Origin of the sequence: Burkholderia sp. AU15512 (assembly GCF_002223325.1) — a bacterium.
In the GTDB taxonomy this organism is placed as follows: Bacteria; Pseudomonadota; Gammaproteobacteria; order Burkholderiales; family Burkholderiaceae; genus Burkholderia.
Map to the genome: position 1 here is coordinate 531,885 of NZ_NKEX01000008.1, position 20,390 is coordinate 552,274.

The 20,390-nt window shown below is 68.7% G+C and carries 25 protein-coding genes and 1 pseudogene; 21 read left to right on the plus strand and 5 right to left on the minus strand.

The genetic code is table 11. The annotated features are described in order from the left end of the window. The first annotated feature begins 169 nt into the window (after window positions 1-169). The 6 genes from CFB43_RS34615 (at window position 170) to CFB43_RS34640 (ending at window position 3,874) form a co-directional block, all read left to right on the plus strand. Complete coding sequence (locus tag CFB43_RS34615) at window positions 170-550, plus strand: LysR family transcriptional regulator (RefSeq protein WP_089429596.1); 381 nt, start codon at window positions 170-172, stop codon at window positions 548-550. Then, window positions 547-996: a phosphate-starvation-inducible protein PsiE gene (locus CFB43_RS34620; RefSeq protein WP_089498599.1), complete on the plus strand. Its 450-nt coding sequence runs from the start codon at window positions 547-549 to the stop codon at window positions 994-996. Before CFB43_RS34615 ends, CFB43_RS34620 begins: the two co-directional genes overlap by 4 nt. Before the next feature lie 51 nt (window positions 997-1,047). Continuing rightward, entirely contained in the window at window positions 1,048-1,245 is a 198-nt protein-coding gene (locus CFB43_RS34625) for a hypothetical protein (protein WP_089498600.1), read from the plus strand. 67 nt (window positions 1,246-1,312) lie between these two features. Then, on the plus strand, window positions 1,313-1,768 hold the full coding sequence (locus CFB43_RS34630) for a DUF1269 domain-containing protein (protein WP_089498601.1): 456 nt from the start codon (window positions 1,313-1,315) through the stop codon (window positions 1,766-1,768). Between the two features lie 34 nt (window positions 1,769-1,802). Further along, entirely contained in the window at window positions 1,803-2,057 is a 255-nt protein-coding gene (locus CFB43_RS34635) for a hypothetical protein (protein ID WP_089498602.1), read from the plus strand. Between the two features lie 392 nt (window positions 2,058-2,449). Beyond that, on the plus strand, window positions 2,450-3,874 hold the full coding sequence (locus tag CFB43_RS34640) for an aminotransferase-like domain-containing protein (protein WP_069249479.1): 1,425 nt from the start codon (window positions 2,450-2,452) through the stop codon (window positions 3,872-3,874). Between the two features lie 43 nt (window positions 3,875-3,917). On the opposite strand, the gene CFB43_RS34645 is transcribed toward CFB43_RS34640, so the two are convergent. Next, entirely contained in the window at window positions 3,918-5,078 is a 1,161-nt protein-coding gene (locus tag CFB43_RS34645; protein ID WP_089498603.1) for an NAD-dependent formate dehydrogenase, read from the minus strand. Window positions 5,079-5,313: 235 nt separating this feature from the next. Here CFB43_RS34645 and CFB43_RS34650 point away from each other — a divergent pair, with 235 nt between their 5' ends. Together CFB43_RS34650 and CFB43_RS34655 are read left to right on the plus strand one after the other, a co-directional pair. Continuing rightward, entirely contained in the window at window positions 5,314-6,846 is a 1,533-nt protein-coding gene (locus CFB43_RS34650; protein ID WP_089498604.1) for an FAD-dependent oxidoreductase, read from the plus strand. A 37-nt stretch (window positions 6,847-6,883) separates the two neighbouring features. Continuing rightward, window positions 6,884-7,261, plus strand: a complete 378-nt coding sequence (locus CFB43_RS34655) for a DUF5594 family protein (protein WP_089498605.1) — start codon at window positions 6,884-6,886, stop codon at window positions 7,259-7,261. 38 nt (window positions 7,262-7,299) lie between these two features. Here CFB43_RS34655 and CFB43_RS34660 read toward each other — a convergent pair whose 3' ends face one another. Next, window positions 7,300-7,518: a DUF6566 family protein gene (locus CFB43_RS34660; protein WP_089498606.1), complete on the minus strand. Its 219-nt coding sequence runs from the start codon at window positions 7,516-7,518 to the stop codon at window positions 7,300-7,302. Window positions 7,519-7,652: 134 nt separating this feature from the next. Between CFB43_RS34660 and CFB43_RS34665 the strand changes: the two genes are divergently transcribed. The 4 genes from CFB43_RS34665 to CFB43_RS34680 all read left to right on the plus strand — a co-directional run bounded on the left by CFB43_RS34665 (window position 7,653) and on the right by CFB43_RS34680 (window position 12,974). After that, complete coding sequence (locus tag CFB43_RS34665) at window positions 7,653-8,291, plus strand: MarC family protein (protein WP_089498607.1); 639 nt, start codon at window positions 7,653-7,655, stop codon at window positions 8,289-8,291. Window positions 8,292-8,336: 45 nt separating this feature from the next. Continuing rightward, complete coding sequence (locus CFB43_RS34670; protein WP_089498608.1) at window positions 8,337-8,801, plus strand: DUF1269 domain-containing protein; 465 nt, start codon at window positions 8,337-8,339, stop codon at window positions 8,799-8,801. Window positions 8,802-9,262: 461 nt separating this feature from the next. Beyond that, window positions 9,263-10,630 carry a sigma-54-dependent transcriptional regulator gene (locus tag CFB43_RS34675; protein ID WP_089498609.1) on the plus strand — a complete coding sequence of 456 codons (1,368 nt, stop codon included), beginning with the start codon at window positions 9,263-9,265 and terminating at the stop codon, window positions 10,628-10,630. Window positions 10,631-10,667: 37 nt separating this feature from the next. Further along, window positions 10,668-12,974 (plus strand): hybrid sensor histidine kinase/response regulator, encoded by a 2,307-nt coding sequence (locus CFB43_RS34680; RefSeq protein ID WP_089498610.1) that lies wholly within the window; start codon window positions 10,668-10,670, stop codon window positions 12,972-12,974. A gap of 109 nt (window positions 12,975-13,083) precedes the next feature. Here the strand turns inward: CFB43_RS34680 and CFB43_RS34685 are convergent. Beyond that, window positions 13,084-13,257: pseudogene (locus CFB43_RS34685) on the minus strand (CBS domain-containing protein); the annotation flags it as partial. A gap of 163 nt (window positions 13,258-13,420) precedes the next feature. Between CFB43_RS34685 and CFB43_RS34690 the strand changes: the two are divergent. The 6 genes from CFB43_RS34690 to CFB43_RS34715 all read left to right on the plus strand — a co-directional run bounded on the left by CFB43_RS34690 (window position 13,421) and on the right by CFB43_RS34715 (window position 16,730). Further along, window positions 13,421-13,726: a hypothetical protein gene (locus tag CFB43_RS34690; RefSeq protein WP_089498611.1), complete on the plus strand. Its 306-nt coding sequence runs from the start codon at window positions 13,421-13,423 to the stop codon at window positions 13,724-13,726. Window positions 13,727-13,888: 162 nt separating this feature from the next. Next, complete coding sequence (locus tag CFB43_RS34695) at window positions 13,889-14,197, plus strand: hypothetical protein (protein ID WP_089498612.1); 309 nt, start codon at window positions 13,889-13,891, stop codon at window positions 14,195-14,197. Between the two features lie 215 nt (window positions 14,198-14,412). Continuing rightward, window positions 14,413-15,873 carry an RNA polymerase factor sigma-54 gene (locus tag CFB43_RS34700; RefSeq protein ID WP_089498613.1) on the plus strand — a complete coding sequence of 487 codons (1,461 nt, stop codon included), beginning with the start codon at window positions 14,413-14,415 and terminating at the stop codon, window positions 15,871-15,873. A 77-nt stretch (window positions 15,874-15,950) separates the two neighbouring features. Next, complete coding sequence (locus CFB43_RS34705) at window positions 15,951-16,139, plus strand: DUF3008 family protein (RefSeq protein WP_089499056.1); 189 nt, start codon at window positions 15,951-15,953, stop codon at window positions 16,137-16,139. A 46-nt stretch (window positions 16,140-16,185) separates the two neighbouring features. Further along, a complete protein-coding gene (locus CFB43_RS34710) occupies window positions 16,186-16,347 on the plus strand; it encodes a DUF1328 domain-containing protein (protein ID WP_011349711.1) in 162 nt (53 codons plus the stop codon). Then, window positions 16,344-16,730: a DUF3022 domain-containing protein gene (locus CFB43_RS34715; protein WP_089498614.1), complete on the plus strand. Its 387-nt coding sequence runs from the start codon at window positions 16,344-16,346 to the stop codon at window positions 16,728-16,730. Before CFB43_RS34710 ends, CFB43_RS34715 begins: the two co-directional genes overlap by 4 nt. Window positions 16,731-16,889: 159 nt before the next feature. Here CFB43_RS34715 and CFB43_RS34720 read toward each other — a convergent pair whose 3' ends face one another. Together CFB43_RS34720 and CFB43_RS34725 are read right to left on the minus strand one after the other, a co-directional pair. After that, the gene (locus tag CFB43_RS34720; protein ID WP_089498615.1) at window positions 16,890-18,209 is read right to left on the minus strand and encodes a cation:proton antiporter; all 1,320 of its coding nucleotides are present in this window, start codon (window positions 18,207-18,209) and stop codon (window positions 16,890-16,892) included. Between the two features lie 36 nt (window positions 18,210-18,245). Beyond that, complete coding sequence (locus tag CFB43_RS34725; protein WP_089498616.1) at window positions 18,246-18,599, minus strand: DUF3175 domain-containing protein; 354 nt, start codon at window positions 18,597-18,599, stop codon at window positions 18,246-18,248. Window positions 18,600-18,776: 177 nt separating this feature from the next. Between CFB43_RS34725 and CFB43_RS34730 the strand changes: the two genes are divergently transcribed. From CFB43_RS34730 to CFB43_RS34740, 3 genes are all read left to right on the plus strand, one after another. Beyond that, window positions 18,777-19,148, plus strand: a complete 372-nt coding sequence (locus tag CFB43_RS34730; RefSeq protein WP_089430115.1) for a DUF3022 domain-containing protein — start codon at window positions 18,777-18,779, stop codon at window positions 19,146-19,148. A gap of 205 nt (window positions 19,149-19,353) precedes the next feature. Further along, the gene (locus tag CFB43_RS34735; RefSeq protein ID WP_089498617.1) at window positions 19,354-19,695 is read left to right on the plus strand and encodes a DUF1488 domain-containing protein; all 342 of its coding nucleotides are present in this window, start codon (window positions 19,354-19,356) and stop codon (window positions 19,693-19,695) included. Window positions 19,696-19,924: 229 nt separating this feature from the next. After that, complete coding sequence (locus CFB43_RS34740) at window positions 19,925-20,152, plus strand: hypothetical protein (protein WP_089429619.1); 228 nt, start codon at window positions 19,925-19,927, stop codon at window positions 20,150-20,152. Window positions 20,153-20,390: the final 238 nt, after the last annotated feature.

A 20,390-nucleotide genomic window follows, 5' to 3' on the forward strand; every position in this document is an offset into this window, starting at 1 on the left:
GTCTTTGGAATACGAATCGCCAAACTGTCATGCGAATCCGTCAAACAGGGCCGGATTTTGGCCGGCGCCCGCTCAGCTGTACTCCTGGCGCATGCGGCGCTGTGCTCTTGAGCGTGCGTGCCGCGTGCAGTAGATTAGGTCCCGCTGCGCCGCCACGAGGAGCGTCATCATGAACCTGCTGGAAGCGATGCGTGTGTATGTCGCGGTGGTCGAGCATGGCGGCCTGTCCGGTGCGGCGTCCGAGCTGCAACTCGACGAAGCGCAGGTGAGCGAACGGATCGACGGCCTCGAACGGTATCTCGGCTGCCGCCTGCTGCTGTGCCGCGACCACGACGACGTCGCCTGCACCGACGCGGGTGACGCGTTCCACGTGTGCTGCCGCCGGACGCTGTCCGCGGTCGAGCAGGCGACCGGCGCGGCCGGCCCGCATGCGACGGACAGGCCGGATCGGCCCGACGCGCACGATACCGTGCATGCCGCCGCGCGCGACGCGACGTTCCCGCCGCCGCCCGGCGCCGCTCATGCCTCAACCCAGCGACTGTCACCTTGAATACGACCTCCATTGCCTGCTCGCCCGCCGAGCGCATCCGCCGCCGCTTCGGCCATTTCCTTCACGCGGCCGAACTGGCCGGGCTGATCGTGATCGGGCTCGCGACCGCGTTCGCGATGGCGCAGGAAGCGTGGAAGGTCGTGCTCGCGGGCGAGGTGTCGCTGACCGACCTGCTGCTGATGTTCCTGTATCTGGAAGTGCTCGCGATGGACGTGCGCTACCTGCGGCTTGGCCGCTTGCCCGTACGGTTTCCGCTGTTCATTGCGATGACGTCGCTCGCGCGCGACCTGATACTGCGCGGCGCAACCGACAGCCCCGAGCGGATGCTGATGACGACGGTCGGGATCGTGCTGCTCGCCGTCGGCGTGCTGATCCTGAGTTTCGGCCAGCACCGCTTCCCGGCCGACGTCGCCGATGTCGAGGACGATGCGCAGGCGCGCAGGTAAGCGCGCGGGCGGCCGCATGCATTTTCGCTGTCCCTGCAAGGAGGGAGCTGGATGAGCACACATTCCGTTGAATCGAAGCGGGCGATCGAGCTGCAGCACGCGGCGTCGGACGCCTACCGGCTGGCGCGCGACACGCGCGATGCCGATCCGGCGCTCGCCCGCGCGCCCACCGTCGCCGGGTTGCAGCGAGAGGCTGCGTACGCCTATGCCGACGCGGCGCGTGCACGCGAGGCGGCCATCGGTATCTGAATCGAACCCCGGCGTGCCGCATCGGTTGCGGCGCTGCCACTGACCCTCCAACCGAGCGAGGTATCGCATGACCCAGCAACTGATCGTCGCCGTGTTCGGCAGCGTCGACACGGCCCGCCAGGCCGCGAACGATTTCGAGGCGCTGTCGGAGAAGGACGAGGGATTCCACATCGAGAACGGCGTCGTCGTCGAGAAGGACGCGACCGGCAAGCTCGCGGTCCTCCACGCGGAATCGCGGCCATTCAAGGGCGGCGTGATCGGCGCGATCGCGGGCGGCTTGCTCGGCCTGCTCGCCGGGCCGCTCGGCGTGGTCACCGGCATGGCGGCCGGCGCGGGCGCCGGCATTCTCGCGGAAGCGGCCGGCAACGCGCTGCTCGACGGCACGTTCGTCGAGACGGTGGCGGCGCGGCTCGTGCCCGGCAGCGTCGCGATCATCCTGGAAGCGAAGGAAGACACGCCGTTCTCGGTCGACAACGTCGTGACCGGATTCGGCGGCAAGGTGTTTCGCCAGTCGCTCGACTGAGCGTGTCGTCGTCGAACCGTAAAGGGAGAACCGCATGCACATCGAACAATCGTACCGGCGCTTCGACATCACGGCGACGCTGTCGCCGCTGCCCGGCCACGGCAACCGCGCGATCGCGAGCGTCGACGTGACGACCGACGATCCGGCCCGCCTCGCCGATCTCGGCACCGGGCAATTCCTGCAGATCCGCAAGTGGGTCGAGTCGAACGACATCGCGTTGCTGACGGTGGTGTTCGACGAGTGCAAGGTCGCGATCGATCACTACGCGGACAACGTCGACGACGCTTGAGCGCACGCGGGGCCCGCGCATCAGCGGGCTTCGCGTGACTGCCGCCCGACGGCGTCCGGCAAACCGCGACGACGCACGCCGGCACCGCGCCCGGCGAATGCTTGCCGCGCGATCGCGCGGGGCCGTTTGCCGTCGCGTTCGAATCTGTTCACCACGCCGGCCGGATTTCACGTTTCCTCGCCAAACTGTCACTTACATTCGTCGAAATGACGCAGTAGGATGCCGAACCTTGTCTTGATGAGATTCGCATTGCTATCCGCCTTCAATTTCGATAACGGACGAGGTTCGCACCGGCACGCCCGCGCCCGGGCACGGCTATCCGGCTTCGTGCACCGGCGCGGCCATGCCGCCCGTGCATCGCACGCCGGTTCACCGCTGGCGGGGCGAGGCGGATGAAGCTCTACGAGAAATTTGCAAACGACATAGAGAGACTCATCCGGCAGGGCGTATATCGACACGGCGATCGTGTCCCTTCGGTGCGGCAGGCGAGCCAGCAGCACCGGATCAGCATCACGACCGTGCTGCATGCGTATCTGTTGCTGGAAAGCCGCGGGCTGCTGGAGAGCCGGCCGCAGTCGGGCTATTTCGTGAACCTGCGGCGCGACGACAGCCATGCGCCGGTGCGCGAGCTGCGGCCGTCGAAGCCGATCGCGATTTCGTCGTCAGTGGACGTGAGTCGGCTGGTGCTGTCGACGCTGCGCTCGATCGGCACCGACGATGCGGTGCCGCTCGGCTCGCCGTATCCGGACCCGAGCCTGTTTCCGTTCGAGAAGCTGAATCGCTACGCGTATGCGGCCGGCCGCGACAAGTCGCTGTGGGGCGTGACGGACGGGCTGCCGCCCGGCCATCCGCGGCTGATCCGGCAGATCGCGCGCCGCTACCTGGAAAACGGGATGTCGGTGGATCCGAACGAGATCATCGTGACGGTCGGCGCGACCGAGGCGATCAACCTGTGCCTGCAGGCGGTCGCGAAACCGGGCGACACGATCGCAGTGGAATCGCCGACGTTCTACGCGATGCTGCACGCGATCGAACGGATGGGGATGAAGGCGATCGAGGTGGCGACGCATCCGGAATACGGGATCGACATCGCCGCGTTGGCCGCGATCGCGAAGTCGCAGCCGATCGCCGCATGCATGGTGATGCCGAATTTCCAGAACCCGCTCGGCTTCCAGATGCCGGACGAGCGCAAGCGCGAGCTGGTCGAGTTCGCCGCGAAAGCCGACCTGCCGATCATCGAGAACGGCGTGTACAACGAACTGTACTTCGGCAACATGCATCCGAGCACGCTGAAGTCGTTCGACCGGCACGACATCGTGCTGCATTGCTCGTCGTTCTCGAAGAGCCTGACGGCCGCGTACCGGATCGGCTGGGCGCTGCCGGGCCGCTATCGCGAGCAGGTCGAGAAGCTGAAATTCCTGAACACGCTCGCGACGCCGTCGCTGCCGCAGCTCGCGATCGCGGAGTTTCTCGAACGCGACGGCTACGAGCATCACCTGCGGCGGATTCGCAAGGCCTATGCGCAGCAGGCGAACCTGATGCGTACGATGGTGTCGCGGTTCTTTCCGGAGGGCACGCGCATCTCGAGCCCGGCGGGCGGATACGTGCTGTGGATCGAACTGCCGGCGCAGATCGACGCGATGCGGCTGTACCAGCTCGCGCTGGAGCAGGGGATCACGATCGGGCCCGGCTACATGTTCTCGATCACGGACAGCTACCGGAACTTCATCCGGCTGAACTACAGCAGCCCGTGGTCGCCGGAGATCGAGCAGGCGGTGATCGCGGTCGGCAAGCTCGCCGCCTACTGCCTCGACTGAGTGAGCCGCCGCGCGTCGCGCGTCGTGCGGCACGCGCGCGGCGTCACGTCAGCCGGTACGACTGCGCGCCCGTTCCCGCGAGCGTGCCGCCGTCGACGATCAGGTATTCGTTGCGGATCGGCTTGCCGTCGAACCAGCATTGCAGGATCTCCAGCGTGCCGGCCGCGTAGCGGGCCTGCGCGGACAGCGACGTGCCCGAGATGTGCGGGGTCATCCCGTTGAACGGCATCGTGCGCCACGGGTGATCGGCCGGCGCCGGCTGCGGAAACCACACGTCGCCGCCGTAGCCCGCGAGATGCCCGGACGTGACGGCGTTCACGACCGCGTCGCGGTCGACCAGCTTGGCGCGCGCGGTGTTGATCAGGTACGCGCCGCGCTTCATGCGCGCGATCATCGCCGCGTCGAACAGGCGCTCGGTCGACGGGTACAGCGGAATCTGCAGGTTGACGATGTCGACGGCGCTCGCGAGCGACGCGGCATCGGCGTGATACGTGAGCCCGAGTGCCTGCTCGACCGATGCATCGAGCCGGTGGCGCTGCGTGTAGTGCAGCTGCAGCCCGAACGGCTGCAGCCGGCGCAGCACGGCGAGCCCGATGCGGCCCGCGCCGACCGTGCCGAACTGCATGCCTTCGACGTCGTAGCTGCGCGACACGCAATCGGCGATGTTCCAGCCGCCTTGCTGCGCGATCGCATGCGACGGCAAGTAGTTGCGCACCAGCGCGAGCGTCGTCATCACCACGTGCTCGGCCACGCTGATGCTGTTCGAGCCGGTGACTTCGGCGACGGTGATGTGCGCGCGCGCGGCGGCGTCGAGATCGACGTGATCGGAGCCGATGCCGGCCGTCAGCGCGAGCTTCAGCTTCGGCGCCCGGGCGATTCGTTCGGCCGTCAGGTACGCGGGCCAGAACGGCTGCGAGATCACGACATCCGCTTCGGGCAGCCGGCGCTCGAATTCGGAGTCGGGGCCGTCCTTGTCGCTCGTGACGATCAGCGTGTGGCCGTGCGCTTCCAGATAGGCGCGCAAGCCGAGCGCGCCGGACACCGAGCCGACGAGTTCGCCGGGACGAAAGCCGGGCGGGCCGGCCGGCGTCGGCGCGGTCTGCCCGTCCGCGTAGTGCGTGATGACCGGAATCGCATCGCGCACGTAGCGCGGCGGATAGCCGTCCACGGGATCGGGGTAGAGCACGCACAGGACGGTAGCCATCGGGTAGTACTCCTGGTGACGGGGAGAAGGCGGCACGCGGCTTGCGCGGGAGGCGCGGCGTGCGTCGCGGGCCGCTGCCGTGTTGCGCCGCAACGTTGATGACGTTCTACGCCCGTCATGGATCGCGTACAAGCTACAGTGCGTGTTTGCGTGCGCTGCGGGGACGTCTGTACCTGTTCTTTTCAGGAGGGATGTCGATAATGGGATCGTTACCTGACTTTTCGGGAGCCACGTCATGACTGAAAGCGACGATTCGTCGTCACGCCCCGATCTCACGCAAGGCATCGCGCTCGACGATCTCGCCGACGGCGCAATGATAGAGGGCCATGTCGGCGATGCAGCGGTGCTGCTCGTGCGCCGCGCCGATGAACTGTTTGCCGTGGGCGCACAGTGCCCGCACTACGGCGCGCCGTTGGCCGACGGCCTGCTGGAAGGCGACACGATCCATTGCCCGTGGCATCACGCGGCGTTCTGCCTGCGCACCGGCGCGCTGCTGCGCGCGCCCGCGCTCGACGGGCTGCCGTGCTGGCGCGTCGAACGCCGCGACGGCCGCGCCGTCGTGCTCGACGAGCGGCCGGCCGCCGCACCGCCTGTATTGAATGCAGCGGGACTGCCCGCGTCGGTGGTGATCGTCGGCGGCGGTGCGGCTGCCATCGCGGCCGCGGTGACGCTGCGGCAGGAAGGCTATCCGCATCCCGTCACGCTGCTCACCGCCGATGCCGATCCGCCGTACGACCGCCCGAACCTGTCGAAAGACTATCTCGCCGGCACGGCCGATGCCGACTGGCTGCCGCTGCGTGCGCCGTCGTTCTATGCGGACCATCACATCGACATGCGGTGCGGCACGCGTGTCGTACGCATCGACCCCGCGCGGCAGGCGGTCGAACTGGCCGACGGCAGCCGCGTCGGCTACGGCGCGCTGCTGCTTGCAACGGGCGCCGAGCCGAACCGGCTGACCGTGCCCGGCGCGGATCTGCCGCACGTGTGCGTGCTGCGCTCGCGCGCCGATTGCGACGCGCTGATCGGCAAGCTGAAAACGGCGCGTCGCTGCGTCGTGGTCGGCGCGAGCTTCATCGGGCTCGAAGCGGCCGCCGCGCTGCGCACGCGCGGGCTCGACGTGCAGGTCGTCGCGCCCGATGCGCATCCGATGGCGCGCGTGCTCGGCGAAGCGCTCGGCAGCACGATCCAGGCACTGCACGAGTCGCACGGCGTCGTGTTCCATCTCGGCGCGACGCCCGTGCGGATCACGCCGGACAGCGTGACGCTGTCGACCGGCGACGTGCTGCCGGCCGATCTCGTGGTGGTCGGCATCGGCGTGCATCCTAACGTGGCACTCGCGCAGGACGCGGGGCTGGCCGTCGAGCGCGGCGTGACGGTCGACCGCTTCCTTCAGACGAGTGCGCCCGGCATCTACGCGGCCGGCGACATCGCGCGCTGGCCCGATCCGCTGACGGGCGAGCGGATTCGCGTCGAGCACTGGGTCGTCGCCGAGCGGCAGGGCATCGCCGCCGCGCGCAACATGCTCGGGCAGCAGCGGCCGTTCGACGCGGTGTCGTTCTTCTGGAGCCAGCATTACGACCTGACGGTCAACTATGTCGGGCATGCGGAGCAATTCGATCGTGTCGAGATCGACGGCGACCTCGGCGCGCACGATTGCTCGATCGCGTACTGGCGCGGCAACACACGGCTCGCGGTCGCGACGGTCGGTCGCGATCTCGACAGCCTGAAGGCGGAAGCGGCATTCGAGCGGCAGATTGCAGCCGCGTGACAGCGTTGTGACGACATGATTCGAACCCGGAGGCGAGATGAATCCCGATGTGCGTACCCGTTTCGAAACCGAGTTTGCGCCGCGCATCGCGGCGCGCGTGCTCGGCCTGTATCAGCCCGGCGAAGTGAGAGTGGACGTCGTGCCGCACGACGGGCAGGGCAGCTCGACCTGTGTCGACGTGATCGGCCTCACGTCGACGGTCGGCTTGCCGAACCGGCTGAACGCGCGGCTCGCGTGGCGTGACGATGCGATCGATGCGTTGCTGGCCGAGCCCGACCGCAGCCGCTTCGACCGCTATCTCGCGGCGCTGCCGGTCACGATCGAACGCTGGCAGATGGAGTTGCCGGTCGATTTCAGCACGCGCACCCAGCGCGATCGCGAGATCCTGATCGGCGATCTGGATTTCGATGCGTGAAACGCGCCGTGCGATGCGTGCGGATGAGCCGGTTGCCGCTAGCGGTCGCGGGTCTTGATGATCACGCGGCCCTGGTCGATGCCGCCGCGCAGGGCTTCGTCGCACGTGAGCCATTCGGGTGTGACGAGCTCGGGCGCGGGCAGGTCGACCGGCGCGCCGTCGCGGAAGATCTGCACCTGCGCGACCCACGCGCCGTTCGCGTTGCGCGTCGCGTCGACGCGAATCTCGTGATCCATGAAGGTGTCGGTGGCTTGCATCGGTCGGGGCCCTCCGTCGTGCGTGAACGCGGTGCGTCGATCGTAGCAGCATGGCGTGCGCCGTGCATCCGAAACGAAGCGGAACCTGCGCGCGATTCGACGCACGTATCGCCGCGCGAGACGGGAGCGAACCTGTGGCCTTCGACCTGACCTTTTCCATCAAGGTATTCGCGGCGCTGTTCGCGATCATGAACCCGATCGCGAACATCCCCGTGTTCCTGTCGCTGACCGAAGGCGCGGCGGACGGCGTGCGCCGCAAGGTCGCGCTGACGGCCGCGATCGGCGTGACGGTCGGCTGTATCGTGTCGGCAGTCGCGGGCGGCGCGATCCTGCACGTGTTCGGCCTGACGGTCGACGATTTTCGCCTCGCGGGCGGGCTGCTGGTGTTGCTGATCGCGCTGTCGATGCTGCATGGCGCGCCGAGCCGCCAGCATTCGCCGGGCGACGACGAAGGCGCCGATCCGGCCGCGGCCGAGAGCGTCGCGATCTATCCGCTGACGATCCCGCTGCTCGTCGGCCCCGGCACGATCGCGACGATGATCGTGCTCGGGCACACCGCGTTCTCGACCGGGCAGGCATTCGCGTTCGCGCTCGGGCTCGCCGCGTTTCTCGTGTTGCTGGCCGTGTCGCTGCTGTCGGCACCGCTGATCGGCCATTACCTGTCGCCGCGCGTGACGGCGGTGACGCAACGGTTGATGGGGATGATGCTCGCGGCGATCGCGATGCAGATGATCGTCGCGAGCCTGAAGGCCGCGTTCGGGCTGCCGCACTGAGTGCCGCCCCTCTCGAACCGGCCGCCTGATTTCATGGAGTCGTTGATGAATACGTTGATCGTGTTGTCCTATCCCGACCTCGCGGCCGCCCATCGCGCGCTCGCCGAACTCGATACGTTGCGCGACCGGCACGTCGTCGCGCTGTCGGGGGTGGCGATCGTCGAGTGCACGGCTGACGGACAGTTGCGCGCGCATGCGCTCGACCCCGATCGCACGCCGCCCGCGTCGCTGCTCGACAGCGTGGTCGAGCACATCGAATCGTCGCTCGACGCATGGCGCGAGAAGCCGGTGGACGACGCGCTGATCGATCGCGTCGCACGCAAGGCGCGCCCCGGCACCGTGTCGCTCGGGCTGGCCGCGACGCAACTCGATATCTACGCGCTGAGCACGGCGCTCGCACCGTTCGGCGGAGACGTGATCGACACGACGTTGTCGATCGACGACGAACTGAAGCTTGTCGAAGCGATCTCGAAAGCGCGTGACAGCGGCAGTCAGGCCGCGACCGACTGACGGATCCGCGAAGCGGACAGAACGCTCGATGCGCGGCAAGTGACGCAGCAGGGTCTGAATCGAACGCACGCCATCGAGCGACCACTCCCGCCATCGGAACATTCCGACATGCGAAAAACCAGACCGGAAAGTTTGACCGCATGGCACGTCAAAGTGCGCAAAAGACGTGATCTGCACGATTTCACGCCGCATGATCCCCTTGAAACGACGGCGTTCTTACCGATTGCCGCGCATTGAATCTGGCAATGCAGATGACGAGTGCGGATAGATTTATTCGATGACCGGCGAATGCGCGACATGCCTCTCCTATACTCACAGGGACTGCTTTTCACGGGAGGACAGCCCATCCGCACGAGTGCATCGATCAAGCCGTATCGTCGTGCGACCAGTGGCCGGACCTCGCTGCAACCTGCCGCGGTTCCGGCAGCTACGCGCGCCGGGCTGCTTCACAAGGAGCCACGATGCCCTACGTCCTGATCGTCGAAGATGACGCCGATACGCGCGCCATGCTCGCGGCGCTCGCGCGCACTCAGCAGCTTGCGTGCGATACGGCCGCGACGCTCGAGGAAGCGCGCACGCTCGTCACGACGCACCCCCCTGATCTCGTGCTGTGCGATCTCGTGCTGCCGGACGGCAACGGGATGGATCTGTTCGATGCGTTGCCGAAGCATTCGCACTGCGAAATGGTGCTGACCACCGGCCACGCGAGCCTCGAAACCGCGATCGACGCACTGCGGCGCGGCGCGACCGACTACCTGGTCAAGCCGCTGAACATGCAGCGGCTGAACAGCATCTTCGCGCGCGTGCCGCGCACCACCGCGCTGCATGAAGAGATCGCCGAGCTGCGCTCCGAACTGCAGCGTCTCGGCCGCTTCGGCCGCATGCTCGGCAGCTCGCCCGCGATGCAGACCGTCTACGACGCGATCGGCCGGGTCGCGCGCACCGAGGCATCGGTCCTGCTGACGGGCGAATCGGGCACCGGCAAGGAGCTGGCCGCGCAGACGGTGCACGACCTGAGCCTGCGCCGCCGCGGCCCGTTCCTCGCGGTGAACTGCGGCGCGATTGCCGCGAACCTCGTCGAGAGCGAGATGTTCGGCCACGACCGCGGCAGCTTCACGGGCGCGGAGCGACAGCACAAGGGCTTCTTCGAACGCGCGGACGGCGGCACGCTGTTTCTCGACGAGATCACCGAGATGCCGCTCGAGTCGCAGGTCAAGCTGCTGCGCGTGCTCGAGACGGGGCGCCTCACGCGGCTCGGCTCGACGCGCGAGATCGACGTCGACGTGCGCATCGTCGCGGCGACCAACCGCGACCCGGAGGCCGCGATGGCCGACGGCAAGCTGCGGCCCGACCTGTTCCACCGGATCAACGTGTTCCCGATCCCGCTGCCGTCGCTGCGCGAGCGCGGCGACGACATCCCGATGCTCGCCGATGCGTTCCTGCAGCAGTTCAACGCCGAAAGCGGCCGGAACCTGCGCTTCGCACCGGCCGCGCGCGATGCGCTGAAGAGCTATGCGTGGCCCGGCAACGTACGCGAGCTGCGCAACTTCGTGCAGCGCGCGAGCATCTTCTGCGACGCGGACGTGATCGATACGCTGCCGCCGCCGATCATGGACGAACTGTCGAACCTGGCCGATTCGCACGAGGATCGTGTGACCGTGCCGTTCGGCACGTCGCTCGAGGAAGCCGACCGCAAGCTGATCCTCGGCACGATCGCGCAATGCGGCGGCGTGAAGGCGCAGGCGGCCGAGGTGCTCGACGTCAGCCTGAAGACGATCTACAACCGGCTCGCGCAGCTCGAAGACGAAGTGGACAAGCCGGAGTCCTGATGCCGCCGCGACCGACCCGCCGGCAGGAGCGTGATCGATGATCGACATTTCGCGGACTCGCGCGGGCAACTACGTCACGGCCGTGATGCTGGTTGCGATCGCCACCGTGCTGCAGGCGCTCGCGATCCGCTTCGGCGGCGTGAACCTGCCGCTCGTCCTCTACTATCCGCTGCTCGCGGGCGCCGCGTGGGCGACGTCGTTCCTGTTCGGGATGGCCTCGACGGTCGTCAGCGGCCTGCTCGTGTGGACGCTGTTTCTCTCGGATCCCGCGGCCTATACGCAGCCGCTGCCCGATCGGCTCGTGCGGCTCGGCACCTTCGTGCTGATCTGCGCGCTCGTCTGCGCGATCGCGTCGATGCTGCGCCGCGCGCGCTTCACGAACGATGCGGCGCTACGGCGTGAAGCGGCCGCGCGCCGGCGGCTCGAAGCCGTGCTGCAGGCGTTGCCGCATGGCGTGATCGCCACCGATACGAACGGGCGGCTCACCTACCTCAACGCCGCCGCGGCCGCGCTCGTCGGCTGCCGGCCGGACGATGCGACGGGCCGCGCCGCGCGCGACGTGCTGCGGATCGTCGATCGCGACGGCCGGCGCGTTCAATCGACCCCGCTCGATCTCGCGCTCGGCGGCGAGGGTGTCACATCGGATCGCCACTGGCTGCAGGCGGAAGGGAGCGAGCCGGTGCCGATCGTCGAGGTGGCCGCGCCGCTCGGCGATGCGGACGGCAACGTCGACGGCGCCGTGCTGCTGCTGCGCGAAGCCGGCGCCGACCGTTCGCGGGCCGATGCGTCGCGGTTGCAGCGCGCTGTCGTCGACGCGTCGCCCGACGCGATCGTCGGCATCGATGGCGACGGCCGCATCGTCAGCTGGAACCCGGCCGCGCAACGCATGTTCGGCTACGACGAAAGCGATGCGCATGGGCGCACGTTCGAATCGCTGGTGGCGATGCGCTGGCTGAAACGCAAGCCGCTCGTGCAGTCGTTCGACGACATGCACGCAGCGGTCGGGCCGATCGACCTGCTGTGCGTGCGGCGCGATGGCCGGCGCTTTCGTGCGACCGTGTCGGCGGGCCCGGTACGCGGCGACGTGCGTGCGTCCGTCGCGTTGTCGCTGACGCTGCGCGAAGCCGGCGCGCAGCGCCGTCATGACCTGCGCGCGCAGCGGTCGCTGCAGGGCGCACGCGATGCGCGCGACCAGGCCGATACGTCGAACCGGCTGAAGGACGAACTGCTCGCGACGGTGTCGCACGAGCTGCGCACGCCGCTGAACGTGATCTACGGCTGGGTCGAGGTGCTGCGCAATTCGGGCGACAGCGCGCTGCAGCAGCAGGCGATCGACGCGATCGACCGCAGCGCGCGCTCGCTCACGCGGATGGTCGGCGACATCCTCGATGCGTCGTCGCTCGCGACCGGCAAGCTGCAGCTCGACGCGCGGCCGGTGGACGTCGTGCGGCTGTTCTCCGATTCGGTCGGCGCGTTCCAGACGGCCGCGTCGTCGGCCGGCATCGTGCTCGAATTCGACTGTGCGGCGTCGACCTGCGTGGTGTCGGGCGATGCCGAGCGCTTGCGGCAGATGCTGTCGAACCTCGTGTCGAACGCGCTCAAGTTCACGCCGTCCGGCGGCAGCGTGACGGTCGGGCTCGCCCGCAACGATGCGCGGGTGGTGCTGACCGTGAGCGACACGGGGCAGGGCATCGTGCCGGCGTTCCTGCCGTACGTGTTCGACATGTTTCGCCGCGCGGAGGATTCGCCGGCGTCGTCGCGGCGCGGGCTGGGCCTCGGCCTGTCGATCGTGCGGCATATCGCCGAGCTGCATGGCGGCGGCGTGACGGTCGAGAGCGCGGGCCGTAATCGCGGCGCGACGTTTACCGTGACGCTGCCGGCCGGCTGGCAGCCGGTCGGCGCGATGGCGTGGGGGAGCGCGCACATGGACGCCCATCGCGCCCCGTTGACGCTCGATACGCAACGCATCCTGATCGTCGACGACGATCCGACCACGCGCGAGAGCCTCACCGCCGCGCTGACGACGTTCGGCGCGGCCGTCGCGATCGCGTCGACGGGGCGCGAAGCGCTCGCGGTGGCCGCCGACCTGCGGCCGACCGTCGTGCTGTCCGATCTCGCGATGCCCGACGGCGACGGCTTCTGGCTGCTCGACGCGTTGCGACGCGCCGGCATGAACGGCGGCGGCGGGCCGCCCGGCATGCGGGTGCTCGCCGTGACCGCGCATGCAGGCCTGGCCGACGAACGCCGCGCGCTCGAGGCCGGGTTCGACGGCTATCTGTGTAAGCCGGTCGACGTGCGCGAACTGGCGGACAAGATCGTGCGCGTGACGAAGCAGCACGGCTGACGCGGCGGCCGTCCGTCGTTGTCCTGATGCGACGGCCCGTTTCGGTGATGCGGGGCCGATCTTGGCCGGAGGCCGGCAGGCAGTATCGCGCGCGGCCTTCGATGCGCCATCACGTCCGCTTCGGCTGCGACACGCCTTCGAGCGTGTTCGCGACGTCGTCGCGTGCCGGGCCGGCCGAGCGCGTCGCGATGTCCGCGAGCGACAGCATGCGGACCAGCCGCTTGTCGTGATCGACGACCGGCAGGCGCCGCAACTGCGCATCGGCCATGTCATGCTGGATCTCGCCAGCGAATCCTCCTCGATGACCCGAACGTCTTCGCAACGACCATGCCCGGGGTCGGCACGCGGCACGCGACTTGCCGTAGCGACGCGGAACACGACGAAGATGACGACGACCACGTGCGGCGCGACCCGTGCCGGCCGCGCGCCCATCACACGGAGGCACGATGACGATTCCAAAACGGCGAGAGGGCGTGCGCTACGAGCTCAACGTTTGCGGGGGCGGGTTCGATTCGGTGAAAAGCCGCTTCCAGGAATGGAAGCGCGAACCGCTGATCTACCGGCCCGAGCGCCGGATGTTCGAGGGCAAGGCGGACGTGCGGCCGCTCGGAGACGAGACGTTCGGCGCGACCGAGCCGGCGAGATTCGCGCTGCAGCGTGCATGCGAGCCCGCCGACACGTATGCGCTCGCGGCACGCGTGCGCGACGACGGCCGCGAGCTATGGCTCGTGATGGCCGCGTACGACGCCTAGCGGCGCGCAGGCAGGCATCGCGGCGAACGACGGCGGCCCGCGACCTTCGGGCGCACCGCGGGACGACGTGCTTGACGCGTGAACGGACGGCACGTGGATTGCGGATTGGCCGGGGCCTGCCCAACCGATTCCGCGGCTGCCGCGGATGTCAGGAGGTGTTCGATGAAACCGATCCGCACGATCCGCACCGGCGCATGCCTGCTGGCCGCCGCGTGCGCGCTGGCTGCCTGCACGCAACCTGCTCCCTACGGCGCGCGAGGCGCGCCGCCCGCGCCGCCCGGCGCCCATCCGCCGTCGCCGGGCACGACGATGCCCGATGCCAATACGCGTTACGAGCCGCGGCCGTCGCCGGGCAACACGTTGCCGCCGGGCGCGACGGGCGGCGATCCGGCCGACGTGCCGCCCCCCGGCCCGAACGGCACGCCGGGCGACCCGCCGCTGCCGGGCACGCCGCCGCCGACGCAGTACTGATACATCCCACGGCCGGCGCGTGGCGGGACCGTGCGCGAAACGCGTGCCCAAAACTTGCCGACCCGCTTGTAAAAAAGCGGCCCTCGACGGTTTGCAAGACGGGGTACGAACCCGCGTGACCCGCGACGCGGTGCGGTCGCGCCGTCTGGCATGGAAGCTGCATCAATCCTGACCGAATACGAAACGAAACCCGTGAAACGTCAGGAGGACCATCGATGTCCGTCTCGCTTGCGCTGCAGATGCGACAGCATCTGGCACTTACGCCGAGGCTTCAGCAGTCGCTGCGGTTGCTGCAGTTGTCCTCGCTCGAATTTCAACAGGAATTGCGGCAGGCGCTCGATCAGAATCCGTTCCTCGAGGATGGCCAGGCAGACGAGGAGGCTGGCGCCGACGCCTCCGGGCAGCCGGCCGAGGCGGCCGCGCCTGAAGCCGCACCCCAGCCCGACGACGCTCGCCCGCAGGACGGCGAAGCGCCCGAAGTGCCCGACGTGTCCGAAGTGTCGTTGACGGCCGCGCCCACGCCGCACGGCACGAGCCGCCACGGCGACGATGCGGGCGGCCAGTCGCCTGGCGAATGGCTGGCCGCGGAGCCGTCGCTGAATCAGCAGTTGCACGATGCGTTGCGGCTCTATCCGTTGAACCGGCGTGACCGCGAAGCCGCGCGCATCGTGATCGACGCGCTCGACGATGACGGTTACCTGCGCCAGGAACTGGCCGAACTGCTGGTCGCGGCCGACCCCGCGCTGCTGCTCTCCGAGCAGGATCTCGCGGTCGCACTGCGGCTCGTGCAGATGCTCGACCGCCCGGGCCTGGCCGCGCGCTCGCTGTCCGAGTGTCTCGTGCTGCAACTCGATGCGATTCCCGCCGGCACGCCGGCGCTCGCGGAAGCGAAAGCGATCGCGCGCGAGCATCTCGAGCGTCTGGCACGCCGCGAGACGGCCGAGATCCAGCGGCGGCTCGGCTGCGACGCGCCGACGCTGCAGGCGGCCTGCGCGCTGGTGCGCGGGCTCGACCCGCGCCCCGGCAATCATTACGGCAGCACGCGCGGCGACTACGTGGTGCCCGACGTGATCGTGCGCCAGGTGCGCGACGAGTGGATCGTGACGATCAACCCTGCCGTGCTGCCGCGCGCGCGGCTGCATGAACGCTATGCGACGCTGTTCGCGCAGTCGAGCGGCGAACGCGATTCGCCGCTCGGCCAGCAGCTGCAGGAAGCGCGCTGGCTGATCCGCAACGTGCAGAAGCGCTTCGAGACGATCCAGCGCGTCGGCGAATGCATCGTCGCGCGGCAGCGCGATTTCTTCCGCTACGGCGAGATCGCGATGAAGCCGCTCGTGCTGCGCGACATCGCCGAGGAGCTCGACCTGCACGAATCGACGGTGTCGCGCGCGACGGGCAACAAGTACATGGCCACGCCGCACGGCACGTTCGAGTTCAAGCATTTCTTCCCGCGCAAGCTCGAGGCGGCCGGCAAGGGCGTGTGCTCGGCGGCGGCCGCGAAGGTGCTGATCCGCGACATGATCGCGTCCGAACGGCACACCGATCCGCTGTCCGACGTCACGCTCGCGCAGAACCTCGCGGGCCGCGGCATCCTGCTTGCGCGTCGCACGGTGACGAAGTATCGCCAGGCGATGAAGATTCCGCCGGCCGACCTGCGGCGCCGCGACGCCGCATGACGGCGGCCTGGGCGAACCCGTCGCGTGCATGTGCCGACCGTCGCGTCGACGCGTGCACCCACGACCGGCGCGCAACCATGCCGGCAACGTCCCGTGCCCGGCAGGGCGCGGCGCGTGCCGTGCTGTCGGCCCGATGCGGCAACACGACAATGCGGGATCTCATGCCGCCGGCGAAGCCGATCGCCAGGTCGATGAACGAAAGGGAACGTGAAAAAACGGCGTCCAAGCCGAGACGCGGCAAACCGGAGCACAAGCACGATGCGTGACCGGCGACGACGTGTATTGACCACTGCTGCCATCCAGGAGGTATCCATGCTGCGATACGCCGTCATCTTCTTCATCATCGCGATCGTCGCGGCCGTGTTCGGCTTCGGCGGGATCGCGGCCGGCGCGGCCGAGATCGCGAAGATCCTGTTCTACATCTTCGTCGTGATCTTCCTCGTCACGCTGCTGCTGGGCGTCGTGCGACGATGACCGGCACACCCGGCCGGTCGCAGCGCATCGCGGAGCTCGAGCATGCGCTCGCGAACGGTTTTCCGTCGGAATCGACCGTCGTCGTGCAGTCGGACGACGCGTCCGGGCGGCTGACGATCCAGGTGTCGTGGGTGCGCGTGCCGTCCGACGAGGACGCGCGCGAATGGCGCTGCACGGTCGACCTGCGGTTCGAGCCGGACGTGATCACGCGCTATGCGTCGCTCGGCGCGGACGACCGGCTGCGCGTGCGCACGGTTCTGTGCGACCGCGCGCGGCGCGCGGTGGACGAGCGCAAGCCGCGCGTCGAGGAGGCGGCGATCGAATGCAACGTCGCGCTCGACGTGACGCGCGCCGAACTCGACGCGGCGCTGCGCGCGCCCTGACGCCGTTGCCGTTCGCAGGATGGCGACGCGGCGATCCGCGTGGTCGCTGCATCCCGAACGCGGCGAGCGCATGTCGATATCGATGCTTCCCTCACCCACGCGGCGCCACCCGCTGCGTGGCGGCCCGATTGCGTGGCCGCGCGCATCGTCATGCACGCGTCAGCGCCGATGCTGCAGCCGGTGATACCAGTTCATCAGCGGCGTCGCGGTGATCCCGTGCGCGATCACCGATGCCGACACGACGGCCAGCACGGGGGCCGCGAGCGGGCGCACCGCGGCGGCGGGCCCGTGTTCGAGCGCGAACAGCAGGTAGTAGAACGAGCCGATTCCGCGAATGCCGAACCACGCCATCAGCCGTCGCTGCGCATGCGTCGCGCGCGAGCCGGTGAGCGTGACCAGCACGGCGAGCGGGCGCACGGCGACGAACAGCACGACGGCCAGCGACGCCGCGCCCCACGTCAGCAGCGGGCCCGGCAGCGTCATGAGCACGCTGCCGATCATCGTCATCACGATGGCTTCGGCGATCCGTTCGAGTTCGATCGTGAAGCCGAGCACCGATTCGGCCATGAACGCGTGCGCTTTGTCCGGATGCTTCTCGGTGGCGACGACGTCGGCCGAATCGATCTGGCCGATCACGTCGCGCGGCGCGCGATCGCCGCTCGCGCGGTGCTCGACCCGCCGCATCGCGACCCCGGCCGCGAACGTCGCGATGAACCCGAATGCATGCGCGAACTGCGCGGCGCCGAACGACAGCACGATCAGCGCGAGCGCGAAGAAGCCTTCGAGGCCGAGCGCCTGGGCGTGGCGCGTGCGCAGCCAGCCGATCGTCTTCGTCGTGATCCAGCCGAGGCCGCCGCCGATCGCGGCCGCACCGGCGATGCCCCACAGCGCGGTGAGCGCGAACGCGCCCGACAGCGGCGGCAGCCCGTGCGTCGTGCCCGGCGCGCCGCACAGCGCGAGCCCGGCCAGCGCGAACGGCAGCGCGATCCCGTCGTTCAGGCCGCCTTCGCCCGACAGCGCGAAGCGCACGAGATCGCGATCGCCCGGGTCGTGCACCTGCACGTCGTGCGCGAGCACCGGGTCGGTCGGCGCGAGGATCGCCGCGAGCAGCAGCGCGGGGCCCCAGTCGAGCCCGAGGGCGAGCATCGCGCACGCGGCCAGCAGCGGCACGGTGAGGCCCATCGCGAGCAGGCCGAGGCGGCACGGCACGCGCCACAGCCGGTCGGTGAGCGGCACGCGCAGCCGCAGCCCGATCGCGAACAGCGAGACGAGCAGCGCGATCTCGACGATCTCACGCAGCAGCCGTGCATCGCGTTCGAGGTCGAGATCCAGCAGGCCGGCGCCGGCCGGGCCGAGCACGACGCCGAGCACGAGATAGATCATCGCGGTGCTGACGGGCAGGTGGCGCAGCGCGGACGTCGCGACGCCCATGCCCATCAGCACCGCGCCGACGATTACGTACCAGAGCGTCTCGTGCATGTGTGCGGTAGCAGGCAGATATCGGGTCGCGCGACGTCAGGGCTTGCGGCCGAACGCTTCGCGCAGCTTCCGTTTCGCGCGTTCGAGCGTGGCGCGGCGCGTTTTCGGCAGGTTACGGCCCGCGCGGTTCACGTAGAAGTTCAGCATCGACATCGCCGACTGGAACGGCGACGCCTTGCGGCGGCGGCTGTGTTCGGCCGAATGCTTCAGCGACGCGGCGATCGCGGCCGGGTCGTCGGACTTGAAGATGTCCGGTTCGAGGTCGAGCGCATCGCTTTTTTGCATGACGTCGGCGGACCAGCGCTTGCGGTGCGGGTCGTTGCCGCGGGCGCGGCCCGGGCGTCGCGTCAGGTGCTTGCCATGCGCGTGGGTAGCGGTAGCGGAAGGCATTAAGTCGGCTCCATTGGGGTGACAGGGACGTAGTGACGGGGTGGGCGACGCAAACCGCGTGCCGCGCGGCGCGCGTGATCCGTACGACGAACCCGTGCCGGCCGCGGCACGGGTGTTGCTGCAGAAGAGGGGCTGGACATGCCATCCCGCCATCCCGTCATCACGCAGGAGGACATCATGCAATCGCATTCCCGGATCTGGCTGGAAAACGACGAGATCGACAACGATGCCGATGGCGACATGATCGACGCCGACGATCTCGATACGACGGTCCATGTCGACGTCTCGACGGGCAGGATCATGTTTCAGGCGGCGTGGGCGGAGGCGGCCGACCCGCCGCCCGAGACCGCGCGGCATTCGGTCGTGCTCGTGCTCGACTGCGACACGATGGAACGCTATGCGGATCTCGACGAAAGCACGCGGATGCGCGTGCACGCGATCCTGCACGCCACGGTGGAGGATCTGCTCGAGCGCCTGCCCGACGAACACGTGACGCTGACGGTCGAGCTGACCGATGCGATGCTTGACGCCGCGCGCCGTCTGCAGTAGCCGTGCGGATCGGTTTTCGATACTTGACTTGCGCGCGCGAATGGGCTCCAGGCACGTCGCTTGCTGGGGGACTGGCATGGCACGACACGTGCCACCACGCGGACGGAGGGGCTCATGAGCAGAAGGTTGGGGCATTGCCAGATAGCCATTCTCGCGGTCGGGGTCGCACCAATTGATCGCGTTTCGGCGCGGGGCGCCTGACACCATGGCCGCCGATCCCGCCCGCCGCGTGACGCTGGTCGACGAGCCGCCCGTGTTCGACGGGGCGGCGCTGCAGTTGCGTTTCGTCGTTGATGTCGATGGCGAACCGCAAACCTGCGCGATCACGGTCGAAGCGCTGGAAGATCATTTCGGCGCACGCTCCGCGCTGGAGGCCGACTTGCGCGATGCGTTCGAACAGGGCCGCGCGCGGATCGAAGCCGCCTGCGCCGACGTGCTGGGCGACAGCAACCGCGACGGCAACGGCGGCGTGGTGCTGCACAGCGGCTATTTCCGTGCGCCGGCCGGTCGTGCGCGAGCGGGCCTGTTCCGGTCCCGGCGATCCTGACCCGGTTGACGTTCCCGGCGTGTCCCGCTCCTGTTTCCCTCCTGCCGGTTTTCCTCCCGCATTACACGCCGTTGAAAACTTTGCACCGCGCACGGGCCGCGGTGTGGTGCCACATCGCGCCGCGCGCAGGCAGCACGGATGACGGGGGCGCCACGCAACCCGGCATGGTCCCTGCATGCATTGCTGCTCGCCGGCGCGCATCTCGCGCAGCCGCCCACGGGGAACGAGCATGCTGACCGCACATGAATTCGCCACGCTGCTCCTGGTGCATCGCGCACCGGAGCAGATCCAGATCGACCGCGAGGATGTCCTTGCGCTGGTCGAACAGCACCTGATCGTGATGCAGCACGACGACGCGTCCGGCGAGCGCCGGCCCGCGTTGACGGCCGACGGGTTGTCGGTCGTGCAGTGCGTGCAACGCAACGACGCGCGCGAGCCCGACGTCACCGACGCGTGACGGGCGGATGCGGAGTTTCCTGTGTAGCGAAAAGCTGCGCGTTGCCGGCGGCTGTGTTGTCGTGAGGCTTGCTTTACTGTCCGGCCGGTCGTTCAGGGCGGTATCGATCAACGATCGCGGGCTAGATACACGGCTGCTGCAAGACGGGCATCTCCTTCGCCCCAGCCAATGCGCAAAACCGATTATGAAAGCTCGTTTCTGGCGTAAATCGATTTTGGATGTACAAAAACGATTACAC

Bases quoted from the DNA above. Each gene is read 5' to 3' on its own strand.
- CFB43_RS34725 (WP_089498616.1), bottom strand. From the start codon at position 18,599: ATGCCTTCCGCTACCGCTACCCACGCGCATGGCAAGCACCTGACGCGA.
- CFB43_RS34615 (WP_089429596.1), top strand. From the start codon at position 170: ATGAACCTGCTGGAAGCGATGCGTGTGTATGTCGCGGTGGTCGAGCAT.
- CFB43_RS34655 (WP_089498605.1), top strand. From the start codon at position 6,884: ATGAATCCCGATGTGCGTACCCGTTTCGAAACCGAGTTTGCGCCGCGC.
- CFB43_RS34730 (WP_089430115.1), top strand. From the start codon at position 18,777: ATGCAATCGCATTCCCGGATCTGGCTGGAAAACGACGAGATCGACAAC.
- CFB43_RS34695 (WP_089498612.1), top strand. From the start codon at position 13,889: ATGAAACCGATCCGCACGATCCGCACCGGCGCATGCCTGCTGGCCGCC.
- CFB43_RS34720 (WP_089498615.1), bottom strand. From the start codon at position 18,209: ATGCACGAGACGCTCTGGTACGTAATCGTCGGCGCGGTGCTGATGGGC.
- CFB43_RS34680 (WP_089498610.1), top strand. From the start codon at position 10,668: ATGATCGACATTTCGCGGACTCGCGCGGGCAACTACGTCACGGCCGTG.
- CFB43_RS34740 (WP_089429619.1), top strand. From the start codon at position 19,925: ATGCTGACCGCACATGAATTCGCCACGCTGCTCCTGGTGCATCGCGCA.
- CFB43_RS34630 (WP_089498601.1), top strand. From the start codon at position 1,313: ATGACCCAGCAACTGATCGTCGCCGTGTTCGGCAGCGTCGACACGGCC.
- CFB43_RS34735 (WP_089498617.1), top strand. From the start codon at position 19,354: ATGGCCGCCGATCCCGCCCGCCGCGTGACGCTGGTCGACGAGCCGCCC.
- CFB43_RS34645 (WP_089498603.1), bottom strand. From the start codon at position 5,078: ATGGCTACCGTCCTGTGCGTGCTCTACCCCGATCCCGTGGACGGCTAT.
- CFB43_RS34690 (WP_089498611.1), top strand. From the start codon at position 13,421: ATGACGATTCCAAAACGGCGAGAGGGCGTGCGCTACGAGCTCAACGTT.
- CFB43_RS34625 (WP_089498600.1), top strand. From the start codon at position 1,048: ATGAGCACACATTCCGTTGAATCGAAGCGGGCGATCGAGCTGCAGCAC.
- CFB43_RS34715 (WP_089498614.1), top strand. From the start codon at position 16,344: ATGACCGGCACACCCGGCCGGTCGCAGCGCATCGCGGAGCTCGAGCAT.
- CFB43_RS34660 (WP_089498606.1), bottom strand. From the start codon at position 7,518: ATGCAAGCCACCGACACCTTCATGGATCACGAGATTCGCGTCGACGCG.
- CFB43_RS34635 (WP_089498602.1), top strand. From the start codon at position 1,803: ATGCACATCGAACAATCGTACCGGCGCTTCGACATCACGGCGACGCTG.
- CFB43_RS34705 (WP_089499056.1), top strand. From the start codon at position 15,951: ATGCCGGCAACGTCCCGTGCCCGGCAGGGCGCGGCGCGTGCCGTGCTG.
- CFB43_RS34670 (WP_089498608.1), top strand. From the start codon at position 8,337: ATGAATACGTTGATCGTGTTGTCCTATCCCGACCTCGCGGCCGCCCAT.
- CFB43_RS34640 (WP_069249479.1), top strand. From the start codon at position 2,450: ATGAAGCTCTACGAGAAATTTGCAAACGACATAGAGAGACTCATCCGG.
- CFB43_RS34675 (WP_089498609.1), top strand. From the start codon at position 9,263: ATGCCCTACGTCCTGATCGTCGAAGATGACGCCGATACGCGCGCCATG.
- CFB43_RS34710 (WP_011349711.1), top strand. From the start codon at position 16,186: ATGCTGCGATACGCCGTCATCTTCTTCATCATCGCGATCGTCGCGGCC.
- CFB43_RS34700 (WP_089498613.1), top strand. From the start codon at position 14,413: ATGTCCGTCTCGCTTGCGCTGCAGATGCGACAGCATCTGGCACTTACG.
- CFB43_RS34650 (WP_089498604.1), top strand. From the start codon at position 5,314: ATGACTGAAAGCGACGATTCGTCGTCACGCCCCGATCTCACGCAAGGC.